Genomic DNA, 16,954 nt, shown 5'->3' with positions numbered 1-16,954 from the left:
CCCAGCTCCAGGAAGGTTTTCTCATGGGCCACACGTTGGACAGAATCATGCAACACGCGGACGAGATCCGCGCCGAAGGCGCGGTCGGCGACACCATCATGCGCCTGCCCGACATCTCCGCGAAGCGCCTGCGCGAATCCGGCGTCATCCGCATGTTCCAGCCCAAGGAGTACGGCGGTCGGGAAGCTCATCCGCGCGAGTTCGCCGAGACCGTGATGGCCATCGGCAACCTCGACGGCGCGACCGGCTGGGTCGCAGGCATCGTCGGTGTCCACCCGTGGGAACTCACGTTCTTCGACACCCGCGCCCAGGAGGAGATCTGGGGCGAGGACGCCGACATGTGGATGGCGTCGCCGTACGCGCCGATGGGTGTCGCGGTGCCGGTCGACGGTGGTTATGTACTCAACGGTCGCTGGGCGTTCTCGTCGGGTACCGATCACTGTGGCTGGATCATGATCGGCGCTGCCGTCGGAGACAAGGACGGCAACCGCACCGACAAGGTCCTGCACGTGCTCCTGCCGCGCTCCGATTACGACATCGACCCCGACAGCTGGGACGTCATCGGCCTGCGGGGTACCGGTTCGAAGGACCTGATCGTCGAGAACGCCTTCATCCCCGAGTACCGCACGATCGACGCCGACATCGTGCTCAGCGGCAACGGCTGGCGCCATGCGGGCCGCGACGAGACGCTGTACAAGTTCCCGTTCTCGTACATCTTTCCGCTGGGTATCACGTCGTCGCTGATCGGTATGACCGAAGGTGCTCTGGCCTGCTACATCGCGGCGCAGAAGGAACGCGTGCAGGTCACCGGTGTCCCGATCAAGGAAGACCCGTACGTGCTCTACGCGATCAGCGACGCGGCCTCCGAGATCGCGGCCTCACGCACAGCGCTGCTCGAAACAGTCGATCGGTTCTGGGACAAGACGGATCGCGGCGAGGAGATCGGCTTCGAGGAGCGCGCCATCGGCCGGCGCACCCAGATCTCCTCGGCGTGGCGTGCGGTACGCGCGATGGACGAGATCTTCGCTCGCGCGGGTGGCGCTGCGGTGCATAGGAAGACACCGATGCAGCGGTTCTGGCGCGATGCGCACGTCGGCCTCACTCACGCCATCCATGTGCCCGGCACGATCTACCACTCGGCTGCCCTCACCCAGCTCGGCGGTGACCCGCAGGGTCCTTACCGCGCAATGATCTGACCCCCTTCGCTTTCGAGGAAGTGTGCAATGACTGACCTGAGAGGTCTCGGTTACCTCCGCATTCAGACGCAGGACGTGCCGCGCTGGCGGGAACTGCTCATCGACGGCCTTGGCATGGCGGTGGGGCCAGGCCCCGACCCCACCGCGCTGTACGCGCGGGTCGACGAGCGGCGCGCTCGCATCGCGGTGCTGCCCGGCGATTCGGACAAGGCTCTCGCCGTCGGCTGGGAGGTGCGCGACGAGTTCGCACTCCAGCGGGTACGTGAAACCGTCGAGAAGTCCGGACGGGCGGTGGAGGTGTTGTCACGGAAGGAGGCGACCCATCTCGACGCGGAGGGCGCCATCGCATTCGAGGACCCGGCCGGAACCCGACTCGAGGTGTTCTACGGTCCGGTGCTCGACCACAGCCCCGTCGTGACACCCTTCGCCGGACGCTGGGTCACGGGCGGACTCGGCCTCGGTCACGTGGTGCTGCCGGCCACGAACTTCGACGAGACATACGAGTTCTACACCCAGGTGCTGGGGTTCCTGCCGCGCGGCTCGATCCGACTCGACGAGGAGGGCGTGAGCCGGGTGCGATTCCTCGGCATCAACGAGCGGCATCACGCTCTCGCGCTGTGTCCGGCACCCCCGACGGAAGAGCCCGGTCTGGTGCACCTGATGACCGAGGTCGACAGCCTCGACGCGGTGGGGCAGGCGCTCGATCGCGTCAACGGCATGGATTTCTCGATCTCGTCGACGTTGGGCCGGCACACCAACGACAAGATGATCTCGTTCTACGTCCGCGCACCGGGCGGCTGGGATCTCGAGTTCGGCACCGAGGGCATGCTCGTCGACGAGCGTCATTACACGTCGGAGGAGATCACCGCCGACGCCTATTGGGGCCACGATCAGACCGGGTCGGAGCCGTTGAAGGCATTCATCCCGGCGGGCTGATACGAGGCACACACGGGCAGGTACACCCTCGGCAGGGGTGTGCCTGCCCGTTTTCGTTCGCGGATCTGTCGCCGCATCTTCCCATTCGGCTGCCACGGCGCTAGATTCGTCGGTACGCCTTCATTGATCAATCGATCAATCCTCTTCGAATCAGCCCCGAAGGAGATCCTCGTGACCACCGCGCTCGACGGCCCACACAGTGTCATGGGCCGAGTCACCGCCCTGCTCGAACCGTTCCGCGACGCCGAGGGCCTCACCCTCTCCGAACTCGCCCGACGCACCGGCTTCCCCCGCTCGTCGGCACATCGGATGCTGCTCCAGTTGGTGAAGGTGGACTTGGTCCGACGTAACGGAACCACCTACCACCTCGGGCCCAAACTGGTCGAACTCGGCGCACTCGCAGTTGCGCACGATCGAGTCCACCGGGCGGCACTTCCGGCGATGTACGACCTGCGCCGCGACACCGGACTCGTCGCACACCTCGCCGTCCTCGAAGGCGACAGCCTGCTCTACCTCGAGAAGATCGGCGGACGCTGGTCCACGAGTCTGCACACCCGCACGGGCGAAAGGAGACCCGCCGCAGAGACAGTCGAAGGCGCGGCCGCGCTCGCCTTCTGCGAGGGCAACGACGGCATCGCCGTGGGTGGCGACAACATCCGTTGCGTTGCAGCCGCGTTCAATGCAGGGCACGGCGAGATCGCGGTACTGTCCCTGACCGGCCCACGCGAGCATGTCCCGGACGACGTCGGTCGACGCGTCCACGCGGCGGCCCACGCCGTGGCAGCACAGATCGCCGCATCCAGCCTCCCCTGACCAGCAACATCATTGCGATTCGGTCGAATTCTCTTCACTCGGGAAGGGGATGCTGATACAGTTCTGCCGTATTGATTGATCGCTTGATCAACGGAGGTTTCGTGAGAAACAGTGACGACTCTCCCCCTGCAGTCATCGATCGGGTGGCGGACATCCTCGACGAATTCCGAGGCGGCGGGCATCTCACCCTGTCCGAACTGTCCGGACGCACCGGCCTGCCGCGTTCGTCGGTCCACCGACTCCTCACCCAACTGGTCGACGCAGGATGGGTACGCCGAGAGGCACGCACCTACGCATTGGGACGCAGCATGTTCGAGTGGGGTGCACTCGCACAGCACCACGACGAACTCCACCGCGCCGCGCACCCCGTCCTACATGAACTACATTCGGCCACAGGGCTGGTCGCGCATCTGGCCGTCCTCGACGGCCACAATGTGAGGTATCTCGACAAGGTCGGACGCGAGTCGGTTCCGCTTCCGTCCCGCATCGGCGGCCGCCAACCCGCATACCGCACAGCGCTGGGCAAGGCCCTGATCGCGCACACACGACTCGACCCTGCGAGCCCCGACCGACTGCCCGCCGCCGAGTCGGCGCGACTGCGCGGTGAGATCGCCCAGATCCGTGAACGACACATCGCACAGGAGCGCGAAGAATCGATGCGGGGTGTCGCGTGCATTGCGGCTCCGATCGGCAACGGCCGCACGTGTATCGGCGCACTGTCGGTCACGGGCAACGTCGACACCGTGGACATCGTCCAGTTCGCCACCCCGGTCCGTGTCGCGGCACGAGCCGTGTGGAACACCCTGTCACAACACGGTCCGAGACCGCGCGGGGTGAATCAGCGCACCAGCGCCTGACCTCCGTCGGCAGCCAGCGTGTGCCCGGTGATGTATCGCGACGCGTCGCTGCACAGGAACACCACCGCCGGCCCGATGTCCGTTTCCGGATCACCCAACCGTCCCAGTGGCACTGTCGCGAGATACCCCTGCGCGGCCTCAGGCTCGAGACGGAACCACTCCTCCATCGTGTCGGAATTTGCCAGCGGCAGAATCGCGTTGACGCGAATTCCGTCCCGCGCCCACTCGCACGCAGCGGTCCGCGTCAACACGCGCACCGCCTCCTTTGCTGCGGCGTATGCCCCGGTACCCGACGGATCCCACCGGATCCCCGCCGCCGAGCCCAGATTGACGATCCGCCCGTGCCCGCTCAGGTGCGGGTGGCATGCCCGCATCATCCGCCACGTCGCCGTCGGCCCCGACTCCATCGCACCGCGGTAGGTCGCCTCGTCCACATCCAGCAGAAGCCCGTGTGCGGCAGCCATCGCGTTGTTCACCAGCACGGTGAGCCCACCGAACTCCCCCACCACCGCCGAGACGAGCCCGTCGACCGCGACACCGTCCGTCACATCGCAGACGAATGGCTCTGCCCGGCCCCCTCGCGCAACGATCTCGTCGGCCACGGCCGTGATCGTCGACGACGTGCGGCCGACCACCGCGACATCCGCCCCGGCGGCCGCGAGGGCCAGCGCGATCCCTCGACCGATACCCTGACCTGCGCCGGTGACGATCGCGGTCTCCCCCGCCAGCACTGCGGCGGTCGCATGGAACGTGGTCACTGATACTCCTGAGGCGAGAAGGGATCCCATTGATCAATTGATCAATGGGATGTGGCACACTATGCACCGGGCACGTCGGTGTCGCGCAGCAGAAAGGGTGCAATGGATCCGCAGGAACGCCGCAGGCAGATCCTGGATCGGTCTGCCGAGATATTCGCTCGAAAGGGCATCAACGCCACCACTATCCGCGACATCGCCGCGGCGGTGGGTGTCCATTCCGGAGCCCTCTACCACTACTTCCCGTCGAAGGAAGCGATCGTTACCGAGCTCATCCGCGAGTACATCGACGACATCTCGGGGCGCTGCCGCGAGGTCGTCGCGCGTTCACTGTCACCCATCGAACGCCTCGAGGCACTCGCTGCGATCGCCCTGGATTCCAACGTGCAATACCACGGAGCCACATCGATCTGGCGCAGAGAAGGCAACTACATGCGCGAGCGCCTCGAGGCAGCAGGCATGGCCGATACTGCCGACGAGATGCAACACGCCTGGCGCCGCACCATCGCCGACGGCGTCGCCGACGGCACCCTACGCGCCGACATCGACCCCGGCATCTTCCAAGAAATGCTCTACGACGTCCTGTGGCAAGCGACACGCTGGCACCCCGGCGAACCGGGCGAACCGGGCGAACCCATGACCGAACTCGCCCACACGATCATCACCGTGTTCGTCGACGGAATGCGCAACCGCGACGAGTGAGGCCGTCCCGCCCGATGCGGGCGGGACGGGCACCGACGTCACCCCTTGGCAGCCAGGTTCTCCTCGACCTCTCTGTGCCACGACTCGCGGGCACGGGTGGTATCGACCTCGAACTCGAAGCGCTGCGTCATATCGGGCGTGACGTCCTCGACGTCGACGTAGAACTGCTGATACCAGCGACGCAGCTGATACACCGGACCGTCTTCCTCGGTGAGGAGCGGATTCTCGATGCGCGACTTGTGTTCCCAGATCTCGATGTCCTGCTTGAACTGTTCCTCGAGGCCATCGGTGAACAGGGTCGCCATCTCCGCGGACTGTTCGTCGGACATACCTTCGACCTTCTTGACGATGGTGCCGAACTGGAGCACGAACGAGTTCGTCGTCACCGGGTAGTGACAGTTGATGAGCTTCGACTCGATGGTCGTTCCGTCGGCCACGGTGTAGAGCGTATCGAGCATGAAGGACGGTCCGTAGTAGAACGCATCCGAGATCGTCTCGGCCTCAGGGAGATCCATCTGAACACCGGTCTTGATGTCGTCGCGGCCGTACGAGCGCATGTGCTGACCTGCCACATGACCTTCGAAGACGTTCTTGAAGAACTCGGGCATCTGGAAGTGCACATAGAAGAAGTGCGCCATGTCGACGACGTTGTCGACGATCTCCCGACAGTGCGACCCCTCGACGTGGATGGTCGTCCACGTCCACTCACTCCACTGCCCGTCCTCGTAGCCGTCGATCTCGGGAATGGTCACGTTCTCCGGCGGTGTCGTTCCCTGAGGGCAGTGCCAGACGAAGAGAACCCCGTTGCGTTCCATCGTGATCCACGACTTCGTGCGGGCAACCTTCGGTGTGCGTCGAGCGTACGGAATCGCTTCGCACTTGCCCTCACCGTTCCACCGCCAGTCGTGGAACGGGCAGGCGATGGTGTCGCCCTTGATCTCGCCGCGCGCAAGATTGCCGCCCATGTGCCTGCAGTAGGCATCCAGGACGTGGAGTTCGCCCTTCGTGTCGGCGAAGACGACCAGACTGGTACCGAACACCTCGATCTGGTGTGGCTTCCCGTCGCGGAAGCTCTCGGCAAGGCCGATGCAGTGCCACCCGCGCGCGAAGCGAGTGGGGTTGTTGCCGGCTTCGATATTGCGGATCTCGATGCGATCCTGCTCGATGGTCATTGGGGTCCTCCAGGGCTGAGTGGGATTGAACGCAAGCAGCAGTCACCGCGCGGCGGTAGCGTGTTCCTCGGAAGGCAGGGATTCCTCGGACAGCAGGGATTCCTGGGACGGGAGAGGCCTCACGTGCGGTTCGACCCGCGTGGTCTGGGGAATTCTCCCCTCTGCGACAGCCACGTCGACCGTGTGGTCGAGTGCCCCGCAGCGCAGGAGATACGCGGCGGTGTCGAGCTCACGCGCGGCGGCGAGTTCGTGGCACGTCCCTTCGGATGATCCGGTCCACTGGATACTCGTATGCGCGGGGCTGTATTTCGCGACGAGCACGCAGGTGCCACAGGCGTGGCAAGCGAGCGACTGCATTCTGGCCGTTTCCCTTCGTCGGATGACTCGACAGTAGGAAGCACCTGTGGCGGCAACCACAATGTTTCAGCCCAGCGGGACGTCGGCCGGCATCAGTCCCCCGCGAGCACACCTTCGAGGACTCGACGCAGCACCTGGTCGAACATGTCTCCGGGAACGTGGTCGACATCCGCGGGCGTCAACACTGCCGCGAGAAAAGGGTGACTGCCCTGCTCCGCAATCTTGTGTAGGTACGCGACCTGCGCGATGAGGCGGCCCTGCCGGGATTCGCCCCCACTCACCTCGGCGCGAGCGAACTGCTGGACAAGCGCATTCAGCACCGCAATCGTCTGCATCTTCACGTTGCCCGGCACATCGACGGATGCCATTGCACGGAGGGCGTATTCGAGAAAGTCGATGGTGCGTGGTCCGACACGCATCGACTCGACCGGGAGGTCGAGCAGCCACGGATACTTCACGTGGACGCTCTTCGCACGCCTGGCCAGTGCGATGAGGTCGTCGATCGCTTCGCCTCGCAGGGGAACGTCGAGGTCGATCTCGCCGACCGTGGCATCGACCATGATGTCGAAGATGTCGTCCGCGCCGGAGACGTACCGATATACCGCCGACTGGCTGACGCCAAGCTTCTGGGCGATCCGGCGGGTGGAGACGGACGGCAGACCGCCTTCCGACGCGAGCTCCATCGCGGCGGCGGCAAATTCGTCCCTGCTGTGCGACGGTGCCGGGCCGCGCGTGCCGTCGGTACGGTCCCAGACGATCGTCTGCGTCTTCTTCGCCACTCGATGCCCTTCCGCTCGTCGCCGTTCTGCCCTATCCTAAACTGAGTTCACTGAACGCAGTTTAGGAGGTTCGCGATGTCGGCCGACAGATCATGGGGGCCACGACGATGGGCGCAGAACGGGTCGGTGCGCATCGCGTTCGACCAGTTCGAGCCCGAGCACGACGGAGACCCACTCTTGGTCGCGACCGGATTGGGCGTCAACCGCGAGTCGATGCCCGACGGGTTGGTCCGGGAACTCGCGAAGCAGGGATTTGATGTTGTGCGATACGACCAGCGGGACGGAGGAGAGTCGACCCACTTTCCGCCGACGTCCACGCGAAACCCGATCACTGCATTAGTGGGCAAACGCGGTGAGGCCTACACCGCCGAAGACATGGCAGACGACGCCGTGGCGGTCCTCGACGAACTCGGCTGGGACTCGGCAAACGTGCTCGGGGTCTCGCTCGGGGGCGCGGTCGCCCAGCGCGTCGCACTCAGGCATCCTCAGCGCGTCCGGTCGCTCACCACGGTCGCGGCTGTCCCCGGCGATGTCACGGGGCTGCGCACACTCCGCTTCATCCGGATGGGCACACTCGGCAAATTCGCGAGGCTGAAGTTCCCCGACACGCGCGAGGGCGCGATCGAGGCTGGGCTTGCCGTTGCGAAACTTCTGTCGTCTCCCCGTGTCGATTTCGACGAGGATTCAGTGCGAGCAACGCTCGAAGGCAATCCCGACAGCGGCGTCCACGACCAGGAATCACAGAGCCGACAGATCGGTGCACAGTGGAGCGGCCCGACGATCGACAAGATCGCCTGTCCCACGCTGATCGTCCACGGCGAGGACGACCCCCTGATCAAACCCGAAGCTGCCCTTGCCATCGCGTCGAGAATTCCCGGTGCCCGCACGCTCCTGCTATCCGCGGTCGGACACGACCTGCCCGAGCATGCCCGGTCTCCCCTCGCTGCCGCGATCCGCGAACTCGCCGACACGCCCACGACACCTTCTCTACATCGTCCTCCAACGGTCGAGTAAGCGCCGGCGCATGGGATAAGGTCGGGCCGCTGAACCAGGAAAGGTGCAGTACCTGGACACGGGGGATCGGATGCCGCACGCACAGCACTTCACGATGGGATTGTGGGTGCCATACCTGGCGTTCGTCACGGCCGCGGTCGGTTGCTACGTCGGATTGTGCTGCGTCCAGCAGTCCAGGAAGTACCTGACGCCTGCCGCCGGTGTCTGCTGGCTCATGATGGCAGCCCTGTCGATCGGCGGAGTCGGCATCTGGCTCATGCATTTCATCGGCATGTCGGGCTTCTCCGTGCCGACCTCCCCGGTCCGCTACGACCTCGGTGCCACCCTGTTCTCGGTGGTGCTTGCCGTCGGGGCGACCCTGTTCGGACTGTTGATCTCGGACGCTCGCCTCTCCGCCGCCCGTCGACTCCCCCGCTCTGTGTCGCTGACCGTGGGCGGGATAGTAATGGGAACGGCCATCGTTCTCATGCACTACAGCGGCATGGCCGCGATCAGGATCCGGGGCACCATCGACCACGACCCGAGGATGGTGGCCGTGTCTGCGGCCATCGGCATCGTCGGGTCGGTGGCCGCGATGTGGATGTTCGACGTGCCTGGAAAACTTCACGTGCGCGTGGCGTCGTCTCTGTTGCTGGCCTGCGGCGTGGTGGCGCTGCACTACACCGGCATGGTCGGAATGAGTGCGCACGTCGACCTCGATGCGTCGGCACCCGAAGGTATGACGGTGCCGTCGCTGTTGTTCCCGGCGTTCGGTATCGGCATCGTTCTGCTTGCGGTGCCGATAGTGGCACTTTTGCTCGCCCCCGAGAGCGACCGCGAGCTAGACGATCGGGGGCAGCTGAACGACCTGTCCCGCGTAGGCAAGGCCAGCACCGAAGCCGACCAGTAACGCGGTGTCTCCCGGCTTGGAGACGCCGGACCTGAGTAGCTCCTCCATTGCCATGGGGATCGACGCGGCGCTCGTGTTGCCGGTCTCTCCGATGTCGCGCGCTACCGCGACATTCTCGGGCAGGTGCAGTCCCTTGATGAGCGCGTCGGTGATGCGGCTGTTGGCCTGATGCGGGACGAAGGCATCGAGATCGGCGGCTTGTACGCCGGACTTCTCCAGCGCGTCGGTGCACGCCTTCCCCAGGAAACTCACCACCCAGCGGAATACCGCCGACCCGTTCATCCGGATGTACGGACGCACGGCCTGGGCACCGCCCGCGGCCGCTTCTTCGACCTCGTCGAAGTACGTCATGAAGTCTTTGTCCTGCTTGATGGCGTCGGTCTGGCTTCCGTCCGAGCCCCAGGCGACCGGACCGATTCCCTCCGACTCGGACGGGCCGACCACGGCCGCGCCGGCGCCGTCCGCGAAGATGAACGCGCAGGTCCGGTCGGTCGGCTCGAGCAGATCGGACAACCGTTCCACCCCGATGACCAGCACATTCCTGGCCTGTCCGGCACGAACGAGGGCTGCGGCGTTGCCGAGGGCGTAGCAGAAGCCCGCGCAGCCGGCCGAGATGTCGTAGGCGGCGGTGTCTTCCATACCCAATTCCGTGGCCACCACAGCGCCCGCGGACGGCCCCAACACCATGAGCGACGACGTAGCGAGCACGACCGCATCGATCTGTTCGGCTTCCAGACCGGCCGCGGCGAGCGCGTCGCGGGACGCGGCGACACTCATCGAGACGATCGTTTCATCATCGTCGGCCCACCGTCGCGAGGAGATGCCAGACCTCGTCTTGATCCATTCGTCGGAGGAATCGATCTGGTCGACGATCTCGGCATTGGGTACGACGCGTCGCGGTCGGTACACCCCCAGACCCAACAGAGCAGCGTGGGTGACGGGTGCGGCGGTGGCGATCTGAGCGGGCATGACTTCCTCTCCACATGAACCAGGCGGTTCACCCTCGTATTCAATTGTGTGCAATGGACCGGCTGCAGACACCCCGACAATGCCTGCAGCCCGGGTCCGGGGCTCATTTTGTTTCGGGAAGGTTCACGTTGTCACCTTTGAGTCCAGCTTTCTCCGGCGACACGCGGAGAGATGAAGACGATCACGAAGCGTGTTCTTCGCCTGCCATCGTGTATTCGCCCTGTTCGAGACGTTCGACCAATTCGCGCGTCCACTCGATGGCGCTGTCGGTGGTCTTCGCCCAATACCTGATGGCCTCGACGTGGTGCTGCCAATCCGCGTCGGAATTGCGCTCGTACTCGCCGACGACCCTCTGACGCTTAACCGTCAACGCATCGAGCCGCATGTGAAGCAGATCGAGCACCCGCTCGCGCGGCAACACGGGCATGAGTCCGATGCCCGCGATGATCTCTGAGGGGTCCTCCCCCGAGCTGAGCGCATTCTCGAGCAGCGCGTGGAACTCCTTCTCACCTTCTGCTGTGATCGAGTATTCGGTCCGGGCCGGACCGGCCGCGGGAGACTCGGATGCTACTTCCTGCAGGAGCCCCTGGTCTCGAAGACGTTTGAGGCCGTGGTAGACCGAGCCCTGTCTGAGACTCCCCCACAGGTCCACACTCCAGCTCTCGAGGTCGCGCATCACCTGATATCCGTGCGCGGTGGTGCGCCCACGAACCGCTCCGAGGAGGAGCAGCCTGGTGGCAGTCACTGGGGAGCCCTTCCGTCGCGAGGTGGTGACGACAACTCTAGTACACCTTGACTAGTTGCCAGAATGGCCTACCCTCGAGGGCAGTAGTCAAGCTGTACTAGCCCCCTCATGGGAGGACTTCACTTGCATCTCGTCATCGCCGGGGCCTCAGGCGCAACAGGCCGATTACTCATCGACAACGCCGTGGCAGCCGGTCACACGATCACCGCGCTGGTGCGCCCGGGAAGCACGTTCGGCGCACCGAACGGTGTGCGCATGCTCGAAGCCCAGGTCACCACCGACCGCGAGCTGACACTCCCCGACAGCACCGACGCCGTGATCTCGACACTCGGCAAGAGGTCGTACGACGACACCGATCCGGTGTGCACCGCAGGCACCGAGAATCTGCTGGCGGCGATGCAGCGTCAGGGCATCCAGCGGATCGTCACGGTATCGGCGTCGCCCGTATTACGATCCGGCGCCGGTGAACCGTGGTGGTTCCGCCGCACGGTCCGCCCGATGGTCCGCCGGAAGGGCCCGAACATCTACGCGGACCTCGAAGCAATGGAAGAGGTGCTGCGCTCGGCGAGTTCGTTCTGCGACTGGACGATCCTGCGTCCCGGCTACCTCGTCGACAAACCGGCCCGCGGCCACCGCCTGGTACCCCAGGCGAATTCGATCGCCAGCGTGCACCGCGCAGATCTGGCCGGAGCGCTGTTGGAGGTCGTGCAGAACCCGGACACCTGCAGGCGCGCGTACGGCGTCGCGCCTCACTCGAGCAAGGAGAGAGCATGAGCGTCGCAACAACCGACACGAGCAGGTGGCTGCGCATCGGATTTCTCGGTGACGGCCTGTTCAAGGTGGTCCTTGCCGTTACCTACTCGGCGGCGGTGGCGCCGATCGCCAACACACTGAACATGAGTGTCGCGACCATTGTCATCGCCGCGGCCATGCTGCTCCTCAGTGGCATCGCAGAGGTCGTCTTCGCCCTCCGCTCGGCAGCCCCGTCGCACACCAAGTACCTCATCGGCTACGACAGCGGCTGGATCGTCGTCACCTTGGTTGTTCTGGCGATGATGACATCAGGGGGCGCGTTCTGGTTCGGCTACCAGGCAGTCGCGTCGGCCGCGCTGGCGATTGCGTTCATGGTCGGCTCGGCGCGCGGATCGGGCGACATAGGTGTCCGAAATACTGGTTGGTGCCGAATTTTTCGGTACACCAACCAGCATTTCGGGCATGAACTGCGATGAGGCCAGTGTTGCCGAGGCGGGGGGTGGCGACCAGGGCTGCGAGCTCTGTGTCGGAGCTGCTAGCTTGCGGGGGTGCCGTACCTCGGATTGATCATTACCTTGCTGTGGCTGGGCTGCCTCGTCGACGTGATCTGCTCCGATGAGGAACGCGTCCGCCACCTGCCCAAACTGTTGTGGCTGATGATCGTACTTCTGCTTCCGCTGGCTGGGTCCGTGCTCTGGCTGGTCCTCGGCCGGCCTCAGGGGGTTGTCGAGATCCTGATGTCGAAGTCTGCCGCCGAATACCCGCGACCCACCCGTCCCGTTGTCGATCCCGAGCACGACGACGACTTCCAGCGCCGATTCCGGGCGCGCGTCGAAGAGCAGCGGCGGGTCGCGCAAGAGCAACGTCAGCGTGAAGAAGGCAACGAGAATGCCGGTTGACCGTCGGGGTCAGCTCAGTAAGCGCCCTCACTCGCAAGAACGGCCTTGACGGTCTTCCCGATGATCAGCACATCGGAAATCATCGACCAGTTCTCCACATACGACAGATCGAGCCGCACCGACTCGTCCCACGACAGATCCGAACGGCCACTGACCTGCCACAGACCCGTCACACCCGGACGCACCAACAATCGACGCTTGACGCGACCGTCGTAGTTCTCCACCTCACGACGCAACGGCGGACGCGGACCGACCACACTCATCTCACCGCGCAACACGTTGATGAACTGCGGCAGCTCGTCGATGCTGTACCGGCGCAGCACCTTGCCCACCCGGGTCACGCGCGGATCGTCGCGCATCTTGAACAGCAGGCCGGCGCCCTCGTTCTGCACCAGCAACGACTCGACCATCGCGTCGGCGTTCGCGACCATCGACCGGAACTTGATCATCCCGAACGGCTCACCGTCGAGACCGATCCGCTCGGCCTTGTAGAACACCGGCCCCTTGTTGTCGAGCTTGATCAGCACCGCGACCACCGCGAACACCGGAGCCAGCGCAAGCAACGCCAACGACGAGAACACCAGATCGAACACGCGCTTACCGCTGCGCTTCGCCCCGTGATAGCTCGGCTTCTCCACGTGGATCAGCGGCAGACCCGCGACCGGCCGCATCTCCAGCCGCGGCCCCGCGACATCGACGACACCCGTCGCGACGACGAGATCCGCGTCGAGCGGCTCGAGCTGCCACACCAGATCCTTGATGCCCTCGGGCCCCAGCGTCTCGGTCGCCGTCACCGCGACCGTGTCGGCGCCGGACGCCACCAACGCTTCGACGATGGAATGTTCGTCACCGAAGATCGGCACGTCACGCCCGTCGACATCGATGGCCTCCCCGACTACACCCGAATACCTGGGAACGCACACCCCGACCACGCGAAATCCGTCGGTGAACTTACGCTCGAAACTGCTTCCCAGGTGACGTACCGCCCGCGCACCACCGACGACCAGCACCGATGTGGCGAACTCTCCCCGGCGACGCTTACGCGCCACCACCTTTCGCCACAACCAGCGGCTGACCAGCAACCCGAACAGGCCGACGGGCAGCGCAATCGCCAGATATCCTCGCGCCAGCTCCATGTTGAATACCAACGCCACGATCGCGATGAACCCGAACAACCAGAGCGTCGCCGAGACGATCCGCTGGTACTCGTCGTATCCGGAACCGATCACGCGGCGCGATCGTGTGCGGAACATCCGCAAGCTCACCAGCCACGCTGCAGCGAGACCGATGGAGATCAGCGTGTAGTTGAGCGCATCGATCTGTGCAGCGAGCAGACTCTCGTGCCCGAACCGCACGATGTGCGCGAGGACAACGGAGAGGACCACGATGACGGTGTCCGTCCAGAAGAGGCGCCGCACGTATGCGGACTGCCACGTCCAGCGGGTGGCCGTGCTGCTCTGACCCGCCGAAGACGTCAGTGGTGCAGCTTCACGCCCCAGTTTGTCGATCGTGGTCATCCTTCATCCCTCATATATGTCTCCCCTCAGAGACATTTGTGTCCTCCCCGTCACCCACCGCGCGAGAGGCAAGCCAACTGCGGACACGCGCACACCCCCGAAGGTGCGGTACCGCGATAGCTGCGCCGTTCTCGCCTGGCGGCGTTCGGCAGGCCGATGTCACTTACGCAACATCGCCACCTCGAATATCTCACAGCGAACTCTCAGTGTTACTCGAGCTGAGAATCAGTGTGAAATGTTCGTCCTATCGTCTCGCGGGGCAGCACACCCTGTCCCGAATACAACGCGAACGAGACGTGAACAACACCCGGAACCTCCCAAATCGGGCGCGCTGCACATCTTTTCATTCCGCTCGCTCGCACCGCCAGGTGGACCGACAGTTTCATCCGAATGACGGACAGAGACGGCCCGTGACCGCAATAACGAATCGGGCACAACGGCGACCACTATTGACCTAATACCCCATAGGGGTATGGTGCGGGAATGGCCGAGTACACGTGTCCGATGCATCCGGAGGTCCGGCAACAAGGGCCGGGCTCATGCCCGATCTGCGGCATGGCCCTCGAACCCGTGATGGTGACGGCCGAGACCGGCCCCAGCCACGAACTCGCCGACATGACGAAGCGGTTCTGGGTCGCGCTCATCCTCTCCGTGCCGGTGTTCGTCCTCGAGATGGGCTCGCACCTGTTCCCCGCGCTCCATGACGTCGTACCGCCCAGGGTGTCGACATGGATCCAGTTCGTCCTCGCCACCCCGGTCGTGTTGTGGGCCGGATGGCCGTTCTTCGTCCGCGGCCGGAATTCGATCCGCACACGGTCGCTCAACATGTTCACGCTCATCGCGATGGGCACCGGTGTCGCCTGGGTCTACAGCGTCGTCGCGACACTCGCGCCCGGCATCTTCCCCGATGAGTTCCGTCAGATGGACGGCTCCGTCGCCGTGTACTTCGAGGCCGCCGCGGTGATCACGACGCTGGTGCTGCTCGGCCAGGTTCTCGAACTCCGCGCGCGTGAGCAGACGTCCGGCGCGATCAGGTCGCTGCTCGATCTCGCACCGAAAACCGGGCGACGGATCGACGACGACGGTACCGAACACGACATCCCCCTCGACCACGTGCACATCGGAGATCGCCTACGGGTACGTCCCGGCGAGAAGGTCCCGGTGGATGGTGTCGTCGAAGACGGCCGCTCGTCCGTCGACGAAGCATTGGTGACGGGCGAATCGATGCCGGTCACCAAACGGACCGGCGACCACGTCATCGGCGGCACGGTCAACGGCACCGGCAGCCTCGTCATGTGCGCCGAGCAGGTCGGCAGCGACACGGTGCTCTCGCGGATCGTCGCGATGGTAGCCGAGGCGCAGCGCACGCGCGCACCGATCCAGCGCCTCGCCGACCTCGTCGCATCGTGGTTCGTCCCCGCCGTCATCGCGGTCGCCGTGATCGCGTTCCTCGTGTGGGCGCTCGTCGGCCCGTCGCCGTCGCTCACCTACGCGTTGGTGGTTGCGGTGTCGGTACTGATCATCGCGTGCCCGTGCGCCCTCGGGCTGGCTACTCCGATGTCGATCATGGTCGGTGTGGGACGCGGCGCCGGGCTCGGGGTGCTCATCAAGAATGCCGAGGCGCTCGAGCGCATGGAGAAGGTCGACACCCTGGTCGTCGACAAGACCGGCACCCTCACCGAGGGCCGGCCCACGGTCACCGAGATCATCGCGGCCGACGGTTACACCGACGACGAGGTCCTGCGCCTCGCAGCGGGCGTCGAACGCGGCTCCGAGCATCCCCTCGCGATCGCGATCGTCGACGCAGCCGCACACGCCGACATCTCCATCCCCGAGGTCACCGACTTCGATTCTCCGGTGGGCCGCGGAGTGGTCGGTGTGGTCGAGGGCCGGCGTGTGACCATCGGCAACGCGCCGTACCTTCAGGACGAGGGTGTCGACACCCGGACACTGTGCGAGCACGCGGACGGTCTGCGTCGCGACGGCGCCACCGCGATCTACATCGGTGTCGACAAGTCGGTGGCCGGGGTGCTGGCCATCGCGGACCCGGTCAAGGACACCACCGCGGCAGCACTCGAGGAACTACGCGCCGACGGCATCACCGTCGTCATGCTCACCGGCGACAACCGCACCACCGCCGAAGCAGTGGGTCGCAAGCTCGGTATCGACCAGGTCGAAGCCGAGGTGCTTCCCGACGGCAAGAGCGACGTGGTCCAGCGACTCCGCGACGAGGGCAGGGTGGTCGCCATGGCCGGTGACGGCGTGAACGACGCACCCGCGCTCGCCTCCGCCGACGTCGGCATCGCGATGAGCACCGGCACCGACGTGGCGATCGAGAGCGCGGGCATCACCCTGCTCCACGGCGACCTCACTGGCATCGCACGGGCACGCGCGCTGTCGGAGGCGACGATGAGCAACATCCGCCAGAACCTCGTGTTCGCGTTCGTTTACAACGCGGCCGGTATTCCGCTCGCCGCCGGAATCCTCTATCCGGCGTTCGGGATCCTGCTCTCTCCCATCGTCGCGGCCGCTGCGATGGCGCTGTCGTCGGTGAGCGTCATCGGCAACGCGCTGCGCCTGCGCGCAAAGAAATTCTGACGG

18 protein-coding genes are annotated in these 16,954 nt (G+C 65.1%); 11 read left to right on the top strand and 7 right to left on the bottom strand.

What is annotated here, in order from left to right; all coding sequences use genetic code 11:
• Window positions 1–23: 23 nt before the first annotated feature.
• From EV641_RS17895 to EV641_RS17880, 4 genes are all read left to right on the top strand, one after another.
• Window positions 24–1,196 (top strand): hydroxylase, encoded by a 1,173-nt coding sequence (locus EV641_RS17895; RefSeq protein ID WP_132473466.1) that lies wholly within the window; start codon window positions 24–26, stop codon window positions 1,194–1,196.
• Window positions 1,197–1,223: 27 nt separating this feature from the next.
• Complete coding sequence (gene bphC / locus EV641_RS17890) at window positions 1,224–2,132, top strand: biphenyl-2,3-diol 1,2-dioxygenase (RefSeq protein WP_132473464.1); 909 nt, start codon at window positions 1,224–1,226, stop codon at window positions 2,130–2,132.
• 171 nt (window positions 2,133–2,303) lie between these two features.
• A complete protein-coding gene (locus EV641_RS17885; protein ID WP_241997331.1) occupies window positions 2,304–2,945 on the top strand; it encodes a helix-turn-helix domain-containing protein in 642 nt (213 codons plus the stop codon).
• A gap of 101 nt (window positions 2,946–3,046) precedes the next feature.
• Window positions 3,047–3,802 (top strand): IclR family transcriptional regulator, encoded by a 756-nt coding sequence (locus tag EV641_RS17880; RefSeq protein ID WP_054712518.1) that lies wholly within the window; start codon window positions 3,047–3,049, stop codon window positions 3,800–3,802.
• Here the strand turns inward: EV641_RS17880 and EV641_RS17875 are convergent.
• Window positions 3,784–4,560: an SDR family oxidoreductase gene (locus EV641_RS17875; RefSeq protein ID WP_241997330.1), complete on the bottom strand. Its 777-nt coding sequence runs from the start codon at window positions 4,558–4,560 to the stop codon at window positions 3,784–3,786. The two genes, EV641_RS17880 and EV641_RS17875, sit on opposite strands and share 19 nt — an antisense overlap.
• 102 nt (window positions 4,561–4,662) lie before the next feature.
• Between EV641_RS17875 and EV641_RS17870 the strand changes: the two genes are divergently transcribed.
• The gene (locus EV641_RS17870; RefSeq protein WP_054713444.1) at window positions 4,663–5,259 is read left to right on the top strand and encodes a TetR/AcrR family transcriptional regulator; all 597 of its coding nucleotides are present in this window, start codon (window positions 4,663–4,665) and stop codon (window positions 5,257–5,259) included.
• Between the two features lie 38 nt (window positions 5,260–5,297).
• On the opposite strand, the gene EV641_RS17865 is transcribed toward EV641_RS17870, so the two are convergent.
• The 3 genes from EV641_RS17865 to EV641_RS17855 form a co-directional block, all read right to left on the bottom strand.
• Window positions 5,298–6,431: a Rieske 2Fe-2S domain-containing protein gene (locus EV641_RS17865; protein ID WP_132473460.1), complete on the bottom strand. Its 1,134-nt coding sequence runs from the start codon at window positions 6,429–6,431 to the stop codon at window positions 5,298–5,300.
• 42 nt (window positions 6,432–6,473) lie between these two features.
• Window positions 6,474–6,788, bottom strand: coding sequence for a hypothetical protein (locus EV641_RS17860; RefSeq protein ID WP_054713443.1), 315 nt, complete (start codon window positions 6,786–6,788; stop codon window positions 6,474–6,476).
• Between the two features lie 92 nt (window positions 6,789–6,880).
• Window positions 6,881–7,567, bottom strand: a complete 687-nt coding sequence (locus tag EV641_RS17855; RefSeq protein WP_199233292.1) for a TetR family transcriptional regulator — start codon at window positions 7,565–7,567, stop codon at window positions 6,881–6,883.
• Between the two features lie 75 nt (window positions 7,568–7,642).
• Between EV641_RS17855 and EV641_RS17850 the strand changes: the two genes are divergently transcribed.
• Together EV641_RS17850 and EV641_RS17845 are read left to right on the top strand one after the other, a co-directional pair.
• Window positions 7,643–8,581 (top strand): alpha/beta hydrolase, encoded by a 939-nt coding sequence (locus EV641_RS17850; RefSeq protein WP_054713440.1) that lies wholly within the window; start codon window positions 7,643–7,645, stop codon window positions 8,579–8,581.
• A gap of 43 nt (window positions 8,582–8,624) precedes the next feature.
• The gene (locus EV641_RS17845; RefSeq protein WP_241997329.1) at window positions 8,625–9,470 is read left to right on the top strand and encodes an MHYT domain-containing protein; all 846 of its coding nucleotides are present in this window, start codon (window positions 8,625–8,627) and stop codon (window positions 9,468–9,470) included.
• On the opposite strand, the gene EV641_RS17840 is transcribed toward EV641_RS17845, so the two are convergent.
• Together EV641_RS17840 and EV641_RS17835 are read right to left on the bottom strand one after the other, a co-directional pair.
• Window positions 9,402–10,439: a beta-ketoacyl-ACP synthase III gene (locus EV641_RS17840; RefSeq protein WP_132473458.1), complete on the bottom strand. Its 1,038-nt coding sequence runs from the start codon at window positions 10,437–10,439 to the stop codon at window positions 9,402–9,404. The genes EV641_RS17845 and EV641_RS17840 overlap by 69 nt on opposite strands.
• A gap of 181 nt (window positions 10,440–10,620) precedes the next feature.
• A complete protein-coding gene (locus EV641_RS17835; protein ID WP_132473456.1) occupies window positions 10,621–11,184 on the bottom strand; it encodes a PadR family transcriptional regulator in 564 nt (187 codons plus the stop codon).
• A gap of 108 nt (window positions 11,185–11,292) precedes the next feature.
• Between EV641_RS17835 and EV641_RS17830 the strand changes: the two genes are divergently transcribed.
• The 3 genes from EV641_RS17830 (at window position 11,293) to EV641_RS17820 (ending at window position 12,836) form a co-directional block, all read left to right on the top strand.
• Complete coding sequence (locus EV641_RS17830) at window positions 11,293–11,958, top strand: NAD(P)-binding oxidoreductase (protein ID WP_054713438.1); 666 nt, start codon at window positions 11,293–11,295, stop codon at window positions 11,956–11,958.
• The gene (locus EV641_RS17825) at window positions 11,955–12,413 is read left to right on the top strand and encodes a hypothetical protein (protein WP_054713437.1); all 459 of its coding nucleotides are present in this window, start codon (window positions 11,955–11,957) and stop codon (window positions 12,411–12,413) included. Before EV641_RS17830 ends, EV641_RS17825 begins: the two co-directional genes overlap by 4 nt.
• 72 nt (window positions 12,414–12,485) lie before the next feature.
• Window positions 12,486–12,836 (top strand): PLDc N-terminal domain-containing protein, encoded by a 351-nt coding sequence (locus tag EV641_RS17820; RefSeq protein ID WP_132473454.1) that lies wholly within the window; start codon window positions 12,486–12,488, stop codon window positions 12,834–12,836.
• A 14-nt stretch (window positions 12,837–12,850) separates the two neighbouring features.
• On the opposite strand, the gene EV641_RS17815 is transcribed toward EV641_RS17820, so the two are convergent.
• Window positions 12,851–14,353: a sugar transferase gene (locus EV641_RS17815; protein ID WP_054713435.1), complete on the bottom strand. Its 1,503-nt coding sequence runs from the start codon at window positions 14,351–14,353 to the stop codon at window positions 12,851–12,853.
• Window positions 14,354–14,857: 504 nt separating this feature from the next.
• Here EV641_RS17815 and EV641_RS17810 point away from each other — a divergent pair.
• Complete coding sequence (locus EV641_RS17810; RefSeq protein WP_347238243.1) at window positions 14,858–16,951, top strand: copper-translocating P-type ATPase; 2,094 nt, start codon at window positions 14,858–14,860, stop codon at window positions 16,949–16,951.
• Window positions 16,952–16,954 lie beyond the last annotated feature (3 nt).

It is taken from the genome of Rhodococcus sp. SMB37 (genome assembly GCF_004345605.1).
Lineage (GTDB): Bacteria > Actinomycetota > Actinomycetes > Mycobacteriales > Mycobacteriaceae > Rhodococcus.
This window is presented reverse-complemented; position numbering and strand designations above follow the sequence as displayed.

Bases quoted from the DNA above. Each gene is read 5' to 3' on its own strand.
- EV641_RS17895 (WP_132473466.1), top strand. From the start codon at position 24: ATGGGCCACACGTTGGACAGAATCATGCAACACGCGGACGAGATCCGC.
- bphC (WP_132473464.1), top strand. From the start codon at position 1,224: ATGACTGACCTGAGAGGTCTCGGTTACCTCCGCATTCAGACGCAGGAC.
- EV641_RS17870 (WP_054713444.1), top strand. From the start codon at position 4,663: ATGGATCCGCAGGAACGCCGCAGGCAGATCCTGGATCGGTCTGCCGAG.
- EV641_RS17865 (WP_132473460.1), bottom strand. From the start codon at position 6,431: ATGACCATCGAGCAGGATCGCATCGAGATCCGCAATATCGAAGCCGGC.
- EV641_RS17860 (WP_054713443.1), bottom strand. From the start codon at position 6,788: ATGCAGTCGCTCGCTTGCCACGCCTGTGGCACCTGCGTGCTCGTCGCG.
- EV641_RS17850 (WP_054713440.1), top strand. From the start codon at position 7,643: ATGTCGGCCGACAGATCATGGGGGCCACGACGATGGGCGCAGAACGGG.
- EV641_RS17840 (WP_132473458.1), bottom strand. From the start codon at position 10,439: ATGCCCGCTCAGATCGCCACCGCCGCACCCGTCACCCACGCTGCTCTG.
- EV641_RS17830 (WP_054713438.1), top strand. From the start codon at position 11,293: ATGGGAGGACTTCACTTGCATCTCGTCATCGCCGGGGCCTCAGGCGCA.
- EV641_RS17825 (WP_054713437.1), top strand. From the start codon at position 11,955: ATGAGCGTCGCAACAACCGACACGAGCAGGTGGCTGCGCATCGGATTT.
- EV641_RS17815 (WP_054713435.1), bottom strand. From the start codon at position 14,353: ATGACCACGATCGACAAACTGGGGCGTGAAGCTGCACCACTGACGTCT.
- EV641_RS17810 (WP_347238243.1), top strand. From the start codon at position 14,858: ATGCATCCGGAGGTCCGGCAACAAGGGCCGGGCTCATGCCCGATCTGC.